At 33.4% G+C, this 18,145-nt stretch carries 16 protein-coding genes; 4 read left to right on the forward strand and 12 right to left on the reverse strand.

The features are described from left to right. Positions 1 to 9: 9 nt before the first annotated feature. From P700755_RS14855 to P700755_RS14870, 4 genes are all read right to left on the reverse strand, one after another. Positions 10 to 1,710, reverse strand: coding sequence for a M23 family metallopeptidase (locus P700755_RS14855; RefSeq protein ID WP_015025458.1), 1,701 nt, complete (start codon positions 1,708 to 1,710; stop codon positions 10 to 12). A 31-nt stretch (positions 1,711 to 1,741) separates the two neighbouring features. After that, positions 1,742 to 2,533: an RNA methyltransferase gene (locus P700755_RS14860; protein WP_015025459.1), complete on the reverse strand. Its 792-nt coding sequence runs from the start codon at positions 2,531 to 2,533 to the stop codon at positions 1,742 to 1,744. Positions 2,534 to 2,601: 68 nt separating this feature from the next. Then, positions 2,602 to 3,993: a dihydrolipoyl dehydrogenase gene (gene lpdA / locus P700755_RS14865; protein ID WP_015025460.1), complete on the reverse strand. Its 1,392-nt coding sequence runs from the start codon at positions 3,991 to 3,993 to the stop codon at positions 2,602 to 2,604. An 80-nt stretch (positions 3,994 to 4,073) separates the two neighbouring features. Then, entirely contained in the window at positions 4,074 to 4,739 is a 666-nt protein-coding gene (locus P700755_RS14870; RefSeq protein WP_015025461.1) for a ZIP family metal transporter, read from the reverse strand. Between the two features lie 107 nt (positions 4,740 to 4,846). Between P700755_RS14870 and P700755_RS14875 the strand changes: the two genes are divergently transcribed. Further along, the gene (locus P700755_RS14875) at positions 4,847 to 6,001 is read left to right on the forward strand and encodes a THUMP domain-containing class I SAM-dependent RNA methyltransferase (protein WP_015025463.1); all 1,155 of its coding nucleotides are present in this window, start codon (positions 4,847 to 4,849) and stop codon (positions 5,999 to 6,001) included. Positions 6,002 to 6,003: 2 nt separating this feature from the next. On the opposite strand, the gene P700755_RS14880 is transcribed toward P700755_RS14875, so the two are convergent. The 3 genes from P700755_RS14880 to rlmD are packed head-to-tail and all read right to left on the reverse strand — an operon-like array spanning position 6,004 to position 8,628. Further along, complete coding sequence (locus tag P700755_RS14880) at positions 6,004 to 6,750, reverse strand: DUF6048 family protein (protein WP_015025464.1); 747 nt, start codon at positions 6,748 to 6,750, stop codon at positions 6,004 to 6,006. Further along, on the reverse strand, positions 6,716 to 7,216 hold the full coding sequence (locus tag P700755_RS14885; protein WP_015025465.1) for a DUF6452 family protein: 501 nt from the start codon (positions 7,214 to 7,216) through the stop codon (positions 6,716 to 6,718). Before P700755_RS14885 ends, P700755_RS14880 begins: the two co-directional genes overlap by 35 nt. Next, positions 7,213 to 8,628 (reverse strand): 23S rRNA (uracil(1939)-C(5))-methyltransferase RlmD, encoded by a 1,416-nt coding sequence (rlmD, locus tag P700755_RS14890; protein ID WP_015025466.1) that lies wholly within the window; start codon positions 8,626 to 8,628, stop codon positions 7,213 to 7,215. Before rlmD ends, P700755_RS14885 begins: the two co-directional genes overlap by 4 nt. Before the next feature lie 110 nt (positions 8,629 to 8,738). Here rlmD and P700755_RS20315 point away from each other — a divergent pair, with 110 nt between their 5' ends. After that, the gene (locus P700755_RS20315) at positions 8,739 to 8,885 is read left to right on the forward strand and encodes a hypothetical protein (RefSeq protein WP_169314469.1); all 147 of its coding nucleotides are present in this window, start codon (positions 8,739 to 8,741) and stop codon (positions 8,883 to 8,885) included. A gap of 446 nt (positions 8,886 to 9,331) precedes the next feature. Beyond that, complete coding sequence (gene rocD / locus P700755_RS14900; protein WP_015025467.1) at positions 9,332 to 10,639, forward strand: ornithine--oxo-acid transaminase; 1,308 nt, start codon at positions 9,332 to 9,334, stop codon at positions 10,637 to 10,639. A 1,196-nt stretch (positions 10,640 to 11,835) separates the two neighbouring features. On the opposite strand, the gene P700755_RS14910 is transcribed toward rocD, so the two are convergent. From P700755_RS14910 to P700755_RS14925, 4 genes are all read right to left on the reverse strand, one after another. Then, positions 11,836 to 12,708 (reverse strand): Abi family protein, encoded by an 873-nt coding sequence (locus tag P700755_RS14910; protein WP_015025468.1) that lies wholly within the window; start codon positions 12,706 to 12,708, stop codon positions 11,836 to 11,838. Between the two features lie 1,131 nt (positions 12,709 to 13,839). After that, positions 13,840 to 14,142 carry a HigA family addiction module antitoxin gene (locus P700755_RS14915; RefSeq protein WP_015025469.1) on the reverse strand — a complete coding sequence of 101 codons (303 nt, stop codon included), beginning with the start codon at positions 14,140 to 14,142 and terminating at the stop codon, positions 13,840 to 13,842. Between the two features lie 12 nt (positions 14,143 to 14,154). Continuing rightward, entirely contained in the window at positions 14,155 to 14,436 is a 282-nt protein-coding gene (locus tag P700755_RS14920; protein WP_041758892.1) for a type II toxin-antitoxin system RelE/ParE family toxin, read from the reverse strand. 750 nt (positions 14,437 to 15,186) lie between these two features. Beyond that, entirely contained in the window at positions 15,187 to 16,047 is an 861-nt protein-coding gene (locus P700755_RS14925; RefSeq protein WP_015025471.1) for a YitT family protein, read from the reverse strand. A gap of 123 nt (positions 16,048 to 16,170) precedes the next feature. On the opposite strand from P700755_RS14925, the gene P700755_RS14930 reads away from it, so the two are divergent. Then, positions 16,171 to 16,629: an Lrp/AsnC family transcriptional regulator gene (locus P700755_RS14930; RefSeq protein WP_015025472.1), complete on the forward strand. Its 459-nt coding sequence runs from the start codon at positions 16,171 to 16,173 to the stop codon at positions 16,627 to 16,629. A 385-nt stretch (positions 16,630 to 17,014) separates the two neighbouring features. Here P700755_RS14930 and P700755_RS14935 read toward each other — a convergent pair whose 3' ends face one another. Next, the gene (locus tag P700755_RS14935; RefSeq protein ID WP_015025473.1) at positions 17,015 to 18,007 is read right to left on the reverse strand and encodes an AhpC/TSA family protein; all 993 of its coding nucleotides are present in this window, start codon (positions 18,005 to 18,007) and stop codon (positions 17,015 to 17,017) included. Positions 18,008 to 18,145 lie beyond the last annotated feature (138 nt).

Here is an 18,145-nt window from a genome sequence, read left to right on the forward strand (position 1 = left end):
TATAGAGTATTAGTTTTTTCTGGAGAATTCTGCTTCAAATATAGCAGTATTCCCAACTTTATCAATAACAACGACTTTTAATTCATTTTTAGTATCTGAAATTTTATCATCGTTAAAATCGTGAATCAAAGTATTGGTCTTATAATCGTATTCCATCAAAATAAATTTACCATTCACGGTTGCTCTATAGCTCTCTATTCCAGTTTCTTCGTCATTTATTTCCAGTTCTAAATACCTGAAATTTGATACCCACTGCTTATCTGTAAAATTCTTCGGCTTAATACTAGGAGGCGTAGAATCTTCAAACAAAGCATAGCTTCCAAATTGATTGGTCCTAGTAGTCAGCCTATCTTTCTTTTTGTAAGTACTCACATAATATTGACCACCCCAGGGATTAACTTGAGCGATATATAGCTTTCTTTGATCTTCTTGAGAATATTGACTTACATCAAATCCAATAGTGACTGACTTGTGAAGTGGAGTCGTATAGTTATGTAAATCTACACTTAAGCCTTCTATATTAATTTCTAAATAGGTATCTTCATAAAGTGCATTTTTAGGAATATAGATATCAATTTTACCTTCTTCAAAAACACTAGCAGCATCAGCTTTGGCTAAATATTCAGTTTCTTTTTGTGTGTTGGGCTCAATACCTACTCTAAAGTCACTTTCTATAGGAATAGTGATGGATTGGGTATTGCCTTTAAAATCTGAAACTTCAATTTCAAATTGCTGGTTAAGGCTATCTTTAAAAACACTTACAACTCCTTGGTTATAAGCATCGGTGTATACACTTAATGGATTATTGGGCTCAACAAAAAGTTTATGAATTCTGCGTTTTTCCGTTTTATAAAACTCAAAATCTAACAGGCGATTAATATATCGTGTCTCATAAAATGAAAATTTATCAAATGTATTTTCAAAAATAGGTTTTCCATTCAGTTTGGTTTTAATAGAATACACTCCATTTTTATTATAGCTTAAGTCAAGTCTGTCTGTAACTTCAATACCAAATCCAATGTCGCCATAGACCTTGATGGATTCGGTCATGAAATCACCATTATTTTTTTGTATCAATTTGAGTTGTTTCCTGCCAGAATTTCCATTCACATGAGAGTCTTCTCCTATGGCATAGCTGTGTAAGGCGAAAACAGTGGGTTTCTGAGAATCCTGGATCTCATCGAAGCCAAATAGAAAAGGATTCATCGGTTTAGATTGATAATCTCGAATCTCAAAATGTAAATGAGGGCCTCCACTAGAGCCAGAATTACCGCTGTAAGCAATAGTTTCACCTTGTGAAACTATTAGGTCAGATTCTTCTGGGAAAAGTTCAATTTCGAACGACTCTTTTTGATACTGTTTTTCTTTGACCAGTTTTTGAATTTCTGGTGAAAAGTTGTCCAAATGCGCATATACGGTTTGATAGCCGTTGGGGTGATATATATACAAGGCTTTTCCATACCCACCATGTTGAATTTTTATTCTTCCAACATAGCCTTCCGCCGAAGCCTGAACAGAAAGACCAGTCGTTCCTTTCGTTTTAATATCCATTCCCGCATGGAAATGATTGGAGCGCAACTCTCCAAATGTTCCTGAAAGTAATAAAGGGATATCTAAAGGCGACTCAAAATAGTCCTTAGGTAAATCTTGACTGAAAGAAGACAAGCTAAGACTTAGGGTGAATAGATATAAAAATATTTTCAAATACATAGTGGGGGAAGTTTTGAGCTCATTTAAAAAATCAAGAAAGTTGGCGTTGTCTTTTGGCTTCAAAAATCAAAATGGCGGCAGAAACCGATACGTTTAAAGAATCTACCTGGCCTTCCATAGGAATCTTTATAATTTTATCGGCGTTTATTCTCCACTCTTCAGATAAACCTTGATGTTCTGTTCCTACAACTATTGCTGTGGCTTCCTTAAAACCTTCTGCAAGATAGGATGAAGAATCTTGTAAGGCTGCAGCATAAATCTTAATGTTATTGTTTTTTAAAAAATCAATAATTTCTGAAGTTGTTCCCGTTCCAATTGAATTGGTAAAGACTGTCCCTACACTAGAGCGGATGATATTAGGATTGTAAAGATCTGTTTTGGGGTTGGCAATGATGACAGCATCTAGTTTTGCTGCATCAGCGGTTCTAAGTAAAGCGCCAATATTCCCAGGCTTTTCTGGAGCTTCTGCAATCATTATAAGCGGTGTTTTGCTAGATAGCCTTAAATTTTCTATCCTTAAATCTTTTGGTTTTGCAATGGCTATTAGTCCTCCCGTCGAGGATCTATAAGCTAGCTTTTCAAAAACGTCTAGTGAGATTTCGGTAATTTCACAGTCAAATTTTTCTAGGTCTAAAGCATTGTCAAATAGATCTAGACATACTAAAACTTGAGAAAACTCATAAGTCGCTTTTTGCGCATAACTTATTTCCTGAAGGCCCTCTATCACAAATTCCTCCTGACTTTTTCTCAGCTTTGATTTCTTCTGAAGAAGTAGCAGATTTTTAATAAACGGGTTATTGAGACTTGAGATTTTTTTCCTCATGGGTTTTATAAAAAAAGGCTTCTGAAGCCATAGTTTCAGAAGCCTTAAATGTAATTAAATCTTTACGACTAGAGGTGGATAACTTCACCATACGCATCTGCAGTAGCTTCCATTACAGCCTCACTCATAGTAGGGTGTGGGTGTACAGTTTTTAAAACCTCATGGCCTGTGGTTTCAAGTTTTCTTCCTAAAACAGCTTCAGCAATCATATCGGTAACGCCAGCACCTATCATGTGGCAACCAAGCCATTCACCATATTTAGCATCAAAAATAACTTTTACAAAACCATCTTTAGCTCCAGAAGCACTTGCTTTACCAGAAGCAGAAAACGGGAATTTTCCAACTTTAATTTCATACCCAGCTTCTCTGGCTTGCTTTTCGGTCATACCAACACTAGCAATTTCTGGATTTGAATAGGTGCATCCAGGAATATTACCATAATCTAGAGCTTCTACTTTTTCTCCTGCAATTTTTTCTACACAAAGAATACCTTCAGCAGAAGCAACGTGAGCCAAAGCAGATCCTGGCGTCACATCTCCAATAGCATAATAGCCAGGAACATTAGTTTGGTAAAAATCGTTCACAGTGATTTTATCCTTATCGGTTTTGATTCCCACATCTTCCAAACCGATATTTTCGATATGGGTTTTGATACCTACAGCAGAAAGAACAACATCTGCCTCAATAATTTCTTCTCCTTTTTTAGTTTTAACGGTGGCTTTTACTTTTTCACCTGATGTATCTACGCTTTCAACAGAAGAATTGGTCATGACTTTAATGCCCTTCTTCTTGAAAATACGTTCAAATTGTTTAGAGACTTCTTCATCTTCGACAGGGACAATATTGGGTTGGAATTCTACTAAAGTAACTTTAGTTCCCATGTCGTTATAAAAACTTGCAAATTCAGATCCAATAGCGCCAGATCCCACAACAATCATAGTTTCTGGTTGCTTTTCTAGGGTCATTGCTTTTCTATATCCTATTACTTTTTTACCATCTTGTGGTAAATTAGGAAGCTCTCTAGAGTGAGAACCAGTTGCAATTATAATGTGCTCTGCTTCGTATTCAGTTGTTTTACCTTTATCGTCTTCTACAGAAATCTTCTTCCCCTTTTTTAAGGTTCCATGTCCCATGATGACGTCAATTTTGTTCTTCTTCATCAAGAATGCAACCCCTTTACTCATTCCTTCAGCAATGTTTCTGCTGCGTTTTACAACAGCTGTAAAATCTTTATCTGGATTATCAACCTTTAGACCGTAGTCTTCAGCATGATTTAAATATTGAAAAACCTGTGCGCTTTTTAATAAAGCTTTGGTAGGAATACATCCCCAGTTTAAACAAACACCTCCTAAACTTTCTTTCTCTATGACAGCTGTTTTTAAACCGAGTTGCGAGGCACGAATAGCGGCTACATAGCCACCTGGTCCACTCCCTAAAACTATAATATCGTATTTACTCATAACATTTTGTTTGCTAAGATTTTTAAAACAGCTAAATTAAGAATAATCAACAAATTTCACACTCAAATTGGTAGTCTTATTTAAAGGATCAGAGCTAAAAAAATTCCTAATACTATGATTCCAAATTTATAAATGTTGAATTTGTGATCTTTGGAAGACTCAAATAAAATTGTTGTCGAGACATGAAGGAAAATACCGATAACAATGGCATTCAAATAAATACCGATATCGTCGAAAAGAGTCGTATTTGCTTGAACAAAGCTGCCAAAGGGTGTCATGATTCCAAAGATCAATAGAAAGAAAACCACTTTGGCCTTAGATAAATTTGTATTGAATAAAAAGGACGAGATAATAATGGCAATGGGGACTTTGTGGATAATCACCGCATAGAGTAAATGGTCATTTCCATGGATTGGCACTCCCTCCAAAAATGCATGAATACATAAACTTACGAATAGCACCCAAGGGAAATTTGTGTTTTCCTTAGAAATATGGAGATGGCCATGTTCTGCCCCTCCCGACATGTATTCTAACATAATCTGAAGTAAAATTCCTCCTAAAATAAAGACGCCAATAGAATCAACCCCAGAATTATAAATTCCAGGTAGAAATTCTAAGACTGTAACCGATAGTAAAAAGGAACCACTAAAGGCTAATAGGAAGTTTATGATGACGAATTTCTCGTAAAGGAAGTACGAAATTCCAAAGCCAATAAGTACAGCAAGAATGGGTAACAGTAAATTCATAAAAACTACTAAAATATGAGACGTTCAATTATTTATAAGCTTGCTATTGGTTTTTCAAAACAAGGGAGCAAAATTAATGTATTTTTGCACTTAAAAATACCTTCTTTATGGAAATTAATTTCAAAATGATTGCCAAGTGTCTCTTTGAGTTTGAAGATGAGCTTGCAAAAGAGTTGCGGGAACTTGGTGCACTCGATATTAAGAAAGGAGTGAGGCACGTTTCTTTTGTTGGAGACATTGGTTTTATGTATAAGGCCAATTTGTCTCTAAGAACTGCGATAAGTATTTTGAAGCCTGTTTTTAGTTTTAAAATTTCAAATGAAGAGGATTTTTATAATGAACTCAATGCCTATCCTTGGGAAAACTTAATTGACAAGGATGGGACCTTTGCGGTAGAATCTACAGTAAATTCAGAAATTTTCACTCATTCTAGATACGTCGTCTTTAGGACTAAAGATGCTATTGTGGATAGATTTCGAGATAAATTTCAGTCCAGACCCAATGTAGATACCGACAGGCCAGACTGCCAAGTAAGTGTTCATATCGATAGAGGAAATTGTGAAATTAGCTTGAATTCTTCTGGAGACCCCCTCTTTAAAAGAGGATACAAAACCGCTACTAACATAGCACCTATAAACGAGGTGTTGGCTGCAGGCCTACTTTTAAAATCTGGTTGGACTGGACAATGTGATTTTTTGGATCCCATGTGTGGTAGTGGAACTATTCTCATAGAAGCGACAATGATAGCCTGTCATATTCCCCCTAACATCAACCGGGAGCATTTTGCTTTTCAGAATTGGGAAGACTTTGATCAATCCCTTTTTGAAGTCATAAAAGATTCAGCTTTGAAGAAAGTAAGATCGTTTAACTTTGAAATTAAAGGCTACGATAAAGCCCCTTCAGCGGTTGAAAAAGCAACTCAAAATATTGAAAATGCTAATCTATCTGAATTTATTACTGTAAAACGTCAAGACTTCTTTGAATCTATTAAAACTTCAGAGCGTCATTTGCATATGGTTTTTAACCCTCCTTATGGAGTAAGATTGGATGTGGATATACCAGCGTTTTATGCCAAAGTAGGGGATACCTTAAAACGGAGTTACCCAGGAACCTCTGCTTGGTTTATGGTAGCAGACCTAGAAGCCATAAAACATGTTGGCTTGAGACCTTCTCGAAAGATTAAACTCTACAACGCCAAATTGGAGTCTAGACTTTTGAATTATCAAATCTATGAGGGTTCTAAAAAAGCAGCCAAGCAATAGATTTAATTATCTACAGCTTGAGTTTTTGTCTTGGAATAAATGGGGATGAGGTAGCTGATGGAATATCCCCAGCCTGCACCAATATTTGAATTATCGAAGGTCCTTCGAAATCCAGGAACATATAGATTATCAAAATTATTGATCTCTGAAACCGATACCATATTTTTCAATTGAACGTGAGCGCCTAAGTAAAAATTATCAAAAATATTAACCCTTAAACCTGCTTGAAGTTCAATCCAGCTTGCCGTGAGATTGCTGAAGGAGACATCTACATCCCTTATATCTGAAGGGAAATAATCATCTGTTGTATAAATTCTATAGCTCTGTAAATTTTGAGAATAACTAGCAAAGCCATAGCGAATCCCAACGTATATAAGGTTTTGCATCCCTATCCAGTTGTCATATACATTATAATTAACTCCTAATTTAATATAGCTACCATCGGTTTCGTTTATGATGTTTTGCTCATTAAAGGTAGAGGTCTCATTGCCTAACTCTGCTGCTATATAAAGATTCTCACTGTATCTATAATCAGCAGAAATTTCTAGACCTTGATAGTCTGAGTCCCAAGAACTTTGACCAATCCTGCTCAAATCCAAACCGATGTTGAGTCCATATTTATCTTTAAAAAATATAGAATCGCTAATTTGTTCGTATTCGTCGATTGAGTCTTCTTGTGCAAAAGATTGCATGCCAAAACACAGTAGAATACTGCTAATAAAATAAGTATAGGTGAGTTTCAGATTCATTATCTATTGTAGTTTCTCTTACTTGGATATCTCTTATCCAATTGATGTCATCAAATTCTATATTCTCTTTACGTGCTCTAAAATCTATAAAGTCTGCTTTGAAGCCGCAAGCTCTGTTTAAATAAGTTTCAACAGTTGCGTAAGAAAAATTTAAAGTATCAATTAAACCTCCAGATTCTGACTGAGAGTTGATATTGAAAATATATTTAGTTTCAATGGCATCTGTTTTTAATGGAATAGCTATGGTTGAAGTAGAGTTAAATAGTATGGTACTGTCATTTTCAATTTCCCTCACCAGCAAGCTATTCACATTTTTGGAATTTCCAGGATTATTGGCATCAAAAAATTCAATGACCAATTTTGGAGTATTTACAATAGCTTCAGCGCAAATATCATCTCGTTCACATGAATATATACACAGGGCTACAAACGCTGAAATAATACCATAAACTAAACCTTTCTTCATGCTCTTAAGCTTAAGCAAACCACATTTTCAACATGATGGGTTTGAGGAAACATATCTACGGCTTGGCTTTCATCCACTTTATAAAATTCATCCATGAGTTCTAAATCTCTAGCTTGAGTGGCAGAATTACAGCTCACATAGACAATACGTTTAGGTTTTACATTTAGTATCTGTTGGATCACATCTTTATGCATTCCATCACGTGGTGGATCGGTTATAATGACATCGGGTTGTCCATGCTTTTCAATAAATTCTGAATTAAATAGCTTCTTCATATCTCCAGCAAAAAACGATGTATTCTCAATACCGTTGAGTTTTGCGTTTGATTTAGCATCTTCAATAGCTTCAAGTACAGATTCTATACCTACAACATGTTTGGCTTTTTTAGCCACAAATTGAGCTATAGTCCCCGTTCCCGTATATAAATCGTAAACCAGTTCTTCACCCGTTAAGTTCGCAAAACTTCTGGTGATTTTGTAAAGCTCGTAAGCTTGCTCAGAATTGGTTTGATAAAAGGATTTGGCATTAATTTTAAATTTTAAACCCTCCATCTCTTCAAAAATATGATCTTCTCCGTAATAGGTACAAATTTCCTGATCGTAAATAGTGTCGTTTCCTTTTTCGTTGATAACGTAAAGAAGGGAGTTAACTTCAGGAAATTCTTTAATAATATAGTCTAGGAGAAGCTTTCGCTTTTCCTTTTGTTCTTTAAAAAATTGAATCAAAATCATGAATTCACCCGTAGAACTCGTTCTTATCATCAGGGTTCTAAGCAATCCAGTTTTATCTCTCGGGTTGAAAAATTCTAGATCATGTTCAGTAGCAAAATCTCTTATTTTATTTCTAATGGCGTTACTAGGGTCTCCTTGAAGATGACATTTTTCAAGGTTCAAGATCTTATCCCACATCCCTGGAATATGAAATCCAAGTGCATTTTTATCTGTAATGTCGACTTCACTTGAAATTTCTTTTTCAGTTAGCCATCGACTGTTGCTAAAGGAAAATTCCATTTTATTTCTATAGAAATAAATCTTTTCACTTCCCAAAATGGGATGAGTTTTTGCTATTTCAATTTTACCAATTCGTTTTAAATTTTCTAAAACTTCTTTTTCTTTGTAAAACAACTGGTGTTCGTAAGCCATATTTTGCCACTTACATCCACCACAAACTCCAAAATGTTGACAGACAGGCTCAGTTCTTTTGGACGATAATTTTACGAATTGATTAGGTTTGGCCTGGTAATATGATTTTCTCTTCTTGTAAGTGGTAACATCTACAATATCACCGGGGACGACTTGGTCTATAATTAAGACTCTGCCATCATCTGCTCTACCAATGCCTTTCCCTTTACTTCCAGCATCCAGGACTTCTACGTTTTCGAAGGTTTTTTTAGTATTTTTTCGTCTTGCCATAGCGCAAAAATAAAGTATTGTTTGAATTACTGCTTTAATCGATTACATTTCTTTTAAAATGAAGTAATTCTTACACTAATTCCAGTAAAATCACCCAAACACAAACCAAAATGGGACCTAAAATCCCTATCAAAATCCAACAAATCAAAATTCAGATCGGTCTAGTTGTGTTGCGCTATAATCAATGGCGTTTGGAAGCATTAAAACAGGCAAAAGCAAGGTGCAAAAAGCACTTAGAGGGAAGATTAAAGGGATAGTTTTGGGTAATTTTTCAGGAGGTAATAAATAAATGATAGAGTCAGAGGAGTCATTATAGTTGTATGACTCATGATGTTTGAAAATAAGACTAAATAATGCAAAACTAATAGCCAACACATAAAAGTTTAAACTTTGGACATTGAAAAATTCAAATCTTTGATTAAACAACTCAGACCTAAGGTTGCCTAGAAACTTACTAAAAACTGAAGTGAACGACTTTACCAAGTCAGTTGTTTTGAAGTGGTGTCGTTAATTTTTTCTATTTTTTTTTAGAGTACGGTCTAGAATCTGAATCCATACTTTAAGCCTAATTAAAATTTAATTTTAATTAGGCTTTGTTTCATCTTTTTATTTAAACTGAAACTAAATTGACCTATCTCTTAGTTAATAATTTTTAATGGTCCGTGAATTCCTTATTTTTGTGAAAATCGATAAAATATAAGTTATGACAACTGATACAATAGATAAATTAAGGGTTGAAGACATTAAATCTTCACAACAAGCAATAGATCTTGAAAATAAGTATGGAGCTCATAATTATCATCCATTACCTGCAGTTCTAAAAAAAGGAGAAGGTGTATTTGTATGGGATGTTGAAGATAAAAGATATTACGATTTTCTTTCCGCCTATTCTGCTGTTAACCAAGGTCACTGCCATCCTAGGATTGTAGAAGCCATGCACAAGCAATCTCAAACTATATCTTTAACCTCTAGAGCATTTCATAATGACGTGTTAGGGGTATATGAAAAATATGCAACAGAATACTTTAAGTTTGATAAGCTTTTACCGATGAATAGTGGAGCTGAAGCTGTGGAAACTGCTATAAAAATTTGCAGAAAATGGGCTTATGAATGTAAAGGCATCGCAGAAACAGAAGCTCAGATTATAGTTTTTGAAAATAATTTTCACGGTAGAACCACAACTATTATCTCTTTTAGCAATGATGAAGAGGCGAGAAAAAACTTTGGTCCTTATACACCTGGTTTTATTAAGGTGCCTTATAACGATCCTGAAGCCTTAGAAAAAGTACTTAAAGAAAACAAAAATATAGCTGGTGCTTTAATAGAGCCTATCCAAGGTGAAGCAGGTGTTTTTACTCCATCAGATGATTTTATGTCAAAGGTAAAATCACTGTGTAATGAACACAATGTTTTATTTATGGCAGATGAAATACAAACAGGAATTGCAAGAACAGGAGCCTTGCTTGCTGTTTGTGGTAAATGTGATTGTCAAGGGCATTGTGAACGTCAAGAAGCCACTTATTCTAGACCAGATGTTTTGATTTTAGGTAAAGCCTTATCAGGAGGAGCCTATCCAGTGTCTGCAGTTCTAGCAGATGATTGGATTATGAACGTGATCCAACCAGGACAACACGGGTCAACCTTTGGGGGTAATCCTGTTGCTGCTGCTGTAGCTATGGAAGCTCTAGAAGTCATTAAAGACGAGAAGCTTGCCCAAAATGCAAGACGTCTTGGTGATCTTTTTAGATCTGAACTGAATAAATTTATAGAAAATCACAACATTGTAAATCTCGTAAGAGGTAGAGGCTTACTCAATGCTATCGTTATCAACGATTCTGAAGACAGCTCTACAGCCTGGAACATATGTGTCGCTTTAAAAGAAAATGGTTTATTAGCAAAACCTACACATGGTAACATCATTCGTTTTGCACCACCATTAGTGATCACCGAAGAACAATTGATGGATTGTTTAGATATCATAACAACCACACTGAAAGATTTTGAAAACTAAAACTTTAGCTAGTTTTAATTTAAAGCCTTAATCTATGGATTAAGGCTTTTTTGTTTTTAAAAATAGAAGGGTATCCTCTTTAAAGCGGGTTTCTTATTCTGATTTTACCTCCGTTTTTTTAATTGATATTCGATATCCAGTTTTAAAGTTTTAAGTTCACCACTGCCTCCGTCTGGTGTGCGTATAGATTATAAAACTTAAGATAACTTTTGATAGGAGGGAAGTGACTGAAGGCTTTATCTTCAAAAATTTACGGTTTAACCTTGCTAGTTTTATTGACTTAAGGATTTAATCACTACTATTTATCATTAGATAAGGTTCGGTTTAAATCCTTCTCTGTAATAGGTTATCAAATATTTTTTCTCTCATGAAACTTTTATTCAATCGATAGCCATATTCATCTAGACAATCCTGTAAATCTCTGACATGATGGTGTATTACTCTAAAAACATCCTTATAAATCCATGATTACCCTGTGTAGTTCTGAGAAGTTAACGCCTTTATCACCAGAATATATTTTGTTAAATCTTCAAAGTCCTTATCTAATGCTTGATGTCCCGTCTATTTATCTATGGTTACATTAGCTTTTGGAACAGTATGCTCTTTTATAAAAAAGCCTTGATCTTTTGGGAAGCCATACTTCTTAAAAACCTTTGTAACCTTTTGTTTAATTGACAGAAAGTTCTTAGGTGAATAAAAATAGGTTTTAAGAATCTGTGATAGTAAGCGTGTCGGTAGCTTTATAAGCATATTCTTAGCGAAGGCTAAGATAAAGGCAAAAAACTAGCACTAATTTTAGTTGCAAATAAGCTGCTTAAACACTGTTTTGGTTTCTCAAAATCAGGTAGACCATCTGATTAAATGTACGTTTCAGTTTTGCCTAGATAGATGGAAGGAAAACACAATAAAAAAACTTAAAAAATTACAAATGCGAATCTTTGAGTCAAGAGTACTAGTGATTCAAATTAAAGTAGAAAAGAGTTGTTTTATACCTCAGGTCTTTGTTACCAAACGTATTTTTTAATTAGTTCAGAAGTTGATTGATATATTGAAAACTTTATTTTAGGAAAGTGTAACGCTTAAAGTAGAAGCAAAAAAAAACCTAGAGCACAATGTCTAGGTTATATATAATCTTTTATAGTGCAACACTAAAGCATTGTGAATAGTTAGGCACTTTGAATACAAATATAAAAATATTATATGTCGTAGCCAATTTTATTGGTGATTATTCCTTTGAGTGTTTCATTATTCGTGTGCTCTTTTAATAAGTCGTTTATCTCGGTATTCATATCAGAATTTCTGCCCTCAGAAATATTTTTTAAAATAAATGACATTGTTTTAATTCCAGCATCCAAAGATTGGTTGTTATTGTTATTAAATTTTACTCTAGGGATTTTATATATACCCTGTGGAAAATTCAAATCGTATAAAACTCCTGCGTGCGCACATATATTTCGAATAAATTTTATGGTGTGGATGAAATTTATAAATGTATTAAGATTATTTAATCCATAAAGTTTTGAAATTTCTTTTTTTAATTCTTCGCTCTTTAATGCATTAAAAATAGTTACAATTGCTCCAAAAGTCAAAAATTCAAATGTTTTCCAAGTAGGCGCATATATGTCATTTCGATAATTTATATGATGTAGTTTTATCTGTTTATTTTCTTCTTTAAATTTATCTGTATATAGATTCACATCTAATTTACTGATAAACCAATAAGCCATTATTTTGGGATTGGAATACCATATCGGGTCTTCTATATATTTGTGAGAAGTATAGTAAATAATTTTAGTTCTAAAATTTACTTCTATCCGTTTTAAATATTTTAGTAAAACATTCCTTAAATCAACATCTAAATAATAAAGGCTAATAACATTTGAGAATGTAGTTCCTTCTTTAAAATTATGTTCTTTGTCTATTTCGAATGGATACCAATAAAACCCAAGTCTATAATAACCTATATCTAAAAGCATTTCTTCAGCTTTCTCTATTCCGCAGTCAAAATTCATTCCTCTTTCTTTTAGAATGTCTATTTGCTCACTTATGGTTGTTGCTTTCTTTCCCATTTTAGATTAGTATGATATATGTTTTAAAATCTGTAGTTAATAATTTAAATTTAGCTGTAATATTTCTGTTGATATTCCGTAAACTGGCTAAAAAATAATTAGTAGATACTTATTTTTCATTTAGTTATACTGCAAGTAGCTATATGTTCTTTAAGTCTCATAGTTTATAAAGTTAAAAGGATGTGCTTAACACTAGATTTTGACTTAGCGTAATTGATATTTGTTTATCTTTTATTTTAATTAAAGCAATCTAAAAACAGGTCTCTATAAAATACTTTCATATTCCATTTCCTTGATTTTCAGCACCAATTTATTTTCCTTTAAGTGATGCAGTTAAATATACTTAATAATATGACTTCCAGCGTATGTGACCGTTTTTACATACTTTCATCATTTTCATGGTTGATTTGTAATCCCGTTTTGGGATTTTCTCAGGGTATAGTCTATTGGAAAAATCATGGTAATCTGCGGGATTTTCCATTCCTAAAGATTCATTAGGTCTAATGTGGTTATATTATATCACAAACTTATTTAAGCTACGTTGTTGGGCTTTTAAATCGAATGCTTAGGGTTTAATAAGCTGCTTTTAAATCACCGTGAAATTGCTTGTATCTTCCGTTCCGATCTTGCTGGGTCGAGATAAACCGGATCTATTTCTTAATTCTATAAACCAATAGGATGGCTTGGTATATCTTTAAATCGAAGTTTCAGATCCAGAGGCACTTCCGTTGACTGTATGTATTTGTTTTGGGAAGCCAGACTTCCTAAAACCCTTCTAAACTCTTACTTAATTGACAGATTTTTTTTGCGGCGTCCATTTGGTTTGAATAAAAAATTGCTCTTAGAATCGGCAACAGTAAGCGTGTCGGGAACTTTATAAGCGTATTCTTAGCAAAGGTATAGGCAAAAAACTAGCACTAATTTTAGTTGCAAATAAGCTGCTTAAACACTGTTTTGTTTTCTCAAAATCTGGTAGACCATTTGATGAAATGTACGTTTTAGTTTTACCTAGATAGGGAGAAAAATAGACAATTAAAAAAGCTCAGAGAATCAGTTTTATCGATCCATGAGCCTAGAATACTAGTGTTTCAAATTAAAGTAGAAAAGAGTTGTTTTTACCTCAGTTCTTTGCTAGGCCACGGTTTTATCTCCGTAATGTTTTATTTCTTTCAGTTCTGATTGTTTGGATTCCTTTTCTTTTTCAATGTCGTAATCGTCTTGAATTCCAAGCCAGAATTTGGCAGAATTTCCAAAATATTTACTTAATCGCAAAGCAGTATTCGCAGTAATTCGACGGTTACCTTTTATAATTTCCGAAATTCTGGTTTGAGGTATTTTCAAATCCTTCGAAAGTCGGTAAGCTGTAATTTCGAGAGGTTTAAGAAATTCATAGTTTAAGATTTCTCCAGGATGAACATTTGCTAACTTTTCCATTGTCATATTTTTTTAGTGATAATCAATTATTTCCACTTCGCTTGCGTTTCCTTTATCCCAAATGAAGATAATTCGCCATTGCTTGTTAATCCGTATACTATAGAATTCATTTAATTTTCCAGTCAGTTTTTCAAGTCTGTTTGATGGAGGAATTCGTAAATTGGCAATGTCTTGTGAGTTGTTTAATATCCTCAATTTACGACGTCCAACGTTCTGAACTTCAATTGGCATTTTCTTAACTCGGATTCCGTTCCAAATTTTTTCGGTTTTTTTTGAACCAAAGGATAACATCATATCTTTGTACGTTACTAACGCTAAAGGTAGGCGTAATCTTTGTGATTTCCTAATGTTGCCAATGTTAGCCCTAAAAATTCTGGTCTTAAAATATAATAATTTTTTGGTCATTATTTTTTGGGCATGTTAGGGGTTATCTTTTTACAAACATTGATTTTGAATGTGATTGATTTAAAAGTCTTAACATTAAAAACATGCTCTAATAAATGGTGAAATCTCGGGTGTAATTACTATACCTTTCAAATCACAATAGTAGAGTACCCTCTATTATAAATGTTTAAGGAATAGCCTTCTAACACCTATTAAAATTCTGTTTTATAGCTAGGAATAATTAAATCACTAGTTGATTAATGGCCTCCAATGGCTTTATAATTACCTTGGATTGGAAGACAGACCAACAGGTATGCAAAAACCTGTTGGCTCACCGTTGCTCAAGAATTTGAAGGTTTCCGTTTTACCTAAATAAGTAGAAGAAAAAAACAATAAAAAAACTCACAGAATCACAAATGTGAGTCTCTGAGTCCAGACTATTAGTGTTTCAAAATTAATGGAGAAAAGAGCTTTTTATACCTCAGATCATTGCAATGCTTTCGTTATTTTGATTTCATATAAATTCAAGCGAGGCTATTCTAAAAAAGGCTCTTTAAAATCCTCCTAAGTATAAATAGTAGTTGTCGCTTTATCTTTCCCAATTACAGATCTTAAAAGCAGGTACAATTCCTGACCTTATTATTCCCAACAACTTTTAAATCAGTCTTTTTTTTCAAGTCCAAAACCATAAACTCCCATTACTGAACCCATCGAAATAAAGGCCTCTGGATCTATAATTTTCACCGTTTTAAGAATCGATTGAGAATCTTTTTTCTTTGCTAAAAGCATTAAGATTTTTATATCCTTTTGTGAGAAACCATCTTTTGCTTGAAGTTCGGTGATGCCTTGGTCGTGGTTAGAAACAAGCTCATTTTTAATTTTATCAAACATCTCTGTGAAAATAAAAATCTGAACAGATTGCTTCCTGCCCTCAATCATCAAATCAACACAATACGCACTCACACTCATTGCTACAAAACCATAAACAACTTGCTCTATAGAACCCATAACAAAATAGGAAGACGATATAATGATTAAATCCAAAGTCAAAATAAGCTGACCAGGACTATAATTCCGGTATTTGTTAATCATCATAGCAACGATATCCGTACCTCCAGTACTGCTTCCTTGAGATAGAATAATACCCGCACTAGCGCCTGCCATTACACCTCCAATTATAGCACTCATAAATCTATCACTCACAAAAGGTTCAGTAATAACAGATTGCAAAAGCCATAAAAAGAAGGATAACACAAATGTGGCAAATATTGTTTTTATTCCGAAGCCAAAGCCTAGAATCTTCAAAGCAGCAATAATCAATAAACCATTTATGATAAAGACGGAATACCCAACTTTAAAACCCATCATAAAATAAATAATGGTTCCAATTCCACTTACTCCTCCTCCAACAATTTCTGATGGAATAAGAAAACCGGTCCACGCTAAGGCATTTATGAAAAGTCCAAACGCAATAATAAAATAGGATTTAAACTGCTTATTGAAATTTAAAGACGCTGTCATATCATTTTAATGTATTAAATTCTGTGTCTTAAAGTATCTTTGTGCAAAATTATGTTTAAATGAATTTAAACCAAATTATATTTGTCATTATTTTATATAAACCAAAAAATATTCGATTTCAATATGAAGAATGAACTAGACTCGAAAGATATTCAGATTTTAAGCCTTTTGCTGAATAATGCACGGCTATCAAATAAAGAGATTGCTGCAAAGATTGAAATTGCACAGTCTAGTGCACACGATAGAATTAAAAAATTAACTCAGAAGGGGTACTTGAAGGGAGCAAATGCCCAAATTGATCAAAAAAAGCTGGGACTTAATATTGAGGTAATGTTAGCCATTAAGCTAAATAAGCAACACCGTTCAATAATTACAGATTTCTTGGAGAAGGCCTCTCAATTACCTGGTGTTATTCAATTATTTCATATGGCAGGTGACAATGATTTTATTTTGCACATCGCAGTAAAAGACACTGACGAGTTAAGGAGCTTTATTCTCGATAGATTATCTACTCTAGATTATATACACAGTACTCAAACTACAATGGTTTTACACAGTGAAAAGGTAAATAATATTCTATAAGTATTCAGTAAGTGGTCTAACTGTTAATCAGATTACAAAGGCTGTCAATTTTAGTTGACTTGTTTTAATGTAATATGATGTTTTTGCATAAAAAGAAACAATTTATTGCGACATTATAGGTTTAAATTGGTATAACGTCCAAACTGAAGAAAAAAGGGCAATATCAAGTGAAACTGACATAAAAAGAAACCAACCCTAAAAATACACTTACTTCAAGTGACCATCAAAGAAAAAAAGTAACTAATTTGATGTAAAATCTTTTATCCTTTTTTAAGGTCTATGCCTAATCGTTGACTTCACCCTTACCATCAATCCCGAATCAGTCAAAATAATATAAAGCTTCTACCTATCAGCACGCCATATACTTAGTTATTGGCAACTGGCATTATTCCAGTATTTCTTTTAGTTTTTCATTCAATTTTTCTCCTCTTAAGTTGCGTCCAATTATTTCTCCATTCTCGGCAATTAAAAAGTTGTCAGGTATTCCATTAATTCCATAAATGAGAGAAGCTTCATTTTTTTGACCTTTTAAATCACTGACGTGCTCCCTATTTAAACTATCTTTCTTTATTGCTCCTAGCCAACTTTCTTTGTCTTCGTCTAACGAAACTGCAAATATTTCAAATCCTTTTGGATTGAATTTTTCATAAGTTTTCACGAGGATAGGATTTTCTTGACGACAAGGACCACACCAAGAAGCCCAAAATTCGAGAAGTACAGCTTTTCCTTTCAAATTAGACAATTTCTTCAATTCTCCATTTTGGTTTTTCGATTCAAAGTCCGCAAATTGATCTCCGGTTTTTGGTTCTTTATTTAATTCAATATATTTTGTGATTTCTTCCCCAAATTTTGAGTTTTTATTTTCTTTTGAAAGTTGTTCAAAAAGTCCTTTGGTTTTTTCTTTTCCCCAAGTTGTTGAATAAAGTGAAAGCATTGAAGCACTTACAATACTATTTGGATTGTCTTTTATAAATTCAATTTCTAATTTTTGTGCCTCTTCTCTTGGTAAGGTATCTATTTTTTGATGTAAAATGAAACTCAAATTTTCTGGTTCAGAACCTGTTATTTTTGCATTTCTAAAATCAGTTTTAGTCGCGTCAAAAGTCATTGGTTTATTTTCTGCCCACAAAAATCTATATTGAGAAAAGTCTTTAGTTCTTATGATTACTTGTAAAGGCGAGCTCGATAATTTTGATTTAAAAACAAATGTATTATTCTTAATTTTAGTTGAGTCGATAGTATTATTTTCAACGTCTAAATATAGAGTTGTTCCATTTTCAATCCCGTTCGTTGTTCCATTCAAAAAAAAATCCCTCTCAGGTTTTTCATTGCACGAAATTGATACTAATGTTATTATTCCGAATATTATTTTTTTCATTTATGTTTGTTTTTACTTGTTGCCAATATTAACCCTGAAAATAACGGTATCTAAAGATAATAATTTTTTGGTCATTATTTCTTAGGGATTTTAAGGGTTGTTTTTTTACAAAGATTGGTTTTGAATGTGATTGATTTA

Origin of the sequence: Psychroflexus torquis ATCC 700755 (genome assembly GCF_000153485.2) — a bacterium.
GTDB classification, from domain to species: domain Bacteria; phylum Bacteroidota; class Bacteroidia; order Flavobacteriales; family Flavobacteriaceae; genus Psychroflexus; species Psychroflexus torquis.

Excerpts from the sequence above, each read along its gene's own strand:
- P700755_RS14855 (WP_015025458.1), bottom strand. The coding sequence starts at position 1,710 with ATGTATTTGAAAATATTTTTATATCTATTCACCCTAAGTCTTAGCTTG.
- P700755_RS14860 (WP_015025459.1), bottom strand. The coding sequence starts at position 2,533 with ATGAGGAAAAAAATCTCAAGTCTCAATAACCCGTTTATTAAAAATCTG.
- lpdA (WP_015025460.1), bottom strand. The coding sequence starts at position 3,993 with ATGAGTAAATACGATATTATAGTTTTAGGGAGTGGACCAGGTGGCTAT.
- P700755_RS14870 (WP_015025461.1), bottom strand. The coding sequence starts at position 4,739 with ATGAATTTACTGTTACCCATTCTTGCTGTACTTATTGGCTTTGGAATT.
- P700755_RS14875 (WP_015025463.1), top strand. The coding sequence starts at position 4,847 with ATGGAAATTAATTTCAAAATGATTGCCAAGTGTCTCTTTGAGTTTGAA.
- P700755_RS14880 (WP_015025464.1), bottom strand. The coding sequence starts at position 6,750 with ATGAATCTGAAACTCACCTATACTTATTTTATTAGCAGTATTCTACTG.
- P700755_RS14885 (WP_015025465.1), bottom strand. The coding sequence starts at position 7,216 with ATGAAGAAAGGTTTAGTTTATGGTATTATTTCAGCGTTTGTAGCCCTG.
- rlmD (WP_015025466.1), bottom strand. The coding sequence starts at position 8,628 with ATGGCAAGACGAAAAAATACTAAAAAAACCTTCGAAAACGTAGAAGTC.
- P700755_RS20315 (WP_169314469.1), top strand. The coding sequence starts at position 8,739 with ATGGGACCTAAAATCCCTATCAAAATCCAACAAATCAAAATTCAGATC.
- rocD (WP_015025467.1), top strand. The coding sequence starts at position 9,332 with ATGACAACTGATACAATAGATAAATTAAGGGTTGAAGACATTAAATCT.
- P700755_RS14910 (WP_015025468.1), bottom strand. The coding sequence starts at position 12,708 with ATGGGAAAGAAAGCAACAACCATAAGTGAGCAAATAGACATTCTAAAA.
- P700755_RS14915 (WP_015025469.1), bottom strand. The coding sequence starts at position 14,142 with ATGGAAAAGTTAGCAAATGTTCATCCTGGAGAAATCTTAAACTATGAA.
- P700755_RS14920 (WP_041758892.1), bottom strand. The coding sequence starts at position 14,436 with ATGATGTTATCCTTTGGTTCAAAAAAAACCGAAAAAATTTGGAACGGA.
- P700755_RS14925 (WP_015025471.1), bottom strand. The coding sequence starts at position 16,047 with ATGACAGCGTCTTTAAATTTCAATAAGCAGTTTAAATCCTATTTTATT.
- P700755_RS14930 (WP_015025472.1), top strand. The coding sequence starts at position 16,171 with ATGAAGAATGAACTAGACTCGAAAGATATTCAGATTTTAAGCCTTTTG.
- P700755_RS14935 (WP_015025473.1), bottom strand. The coding sequence starts at position 18,007 with ATGAAAAAAATAATATTCGGAATAATAACATTAGTATCAATTTCGTGC.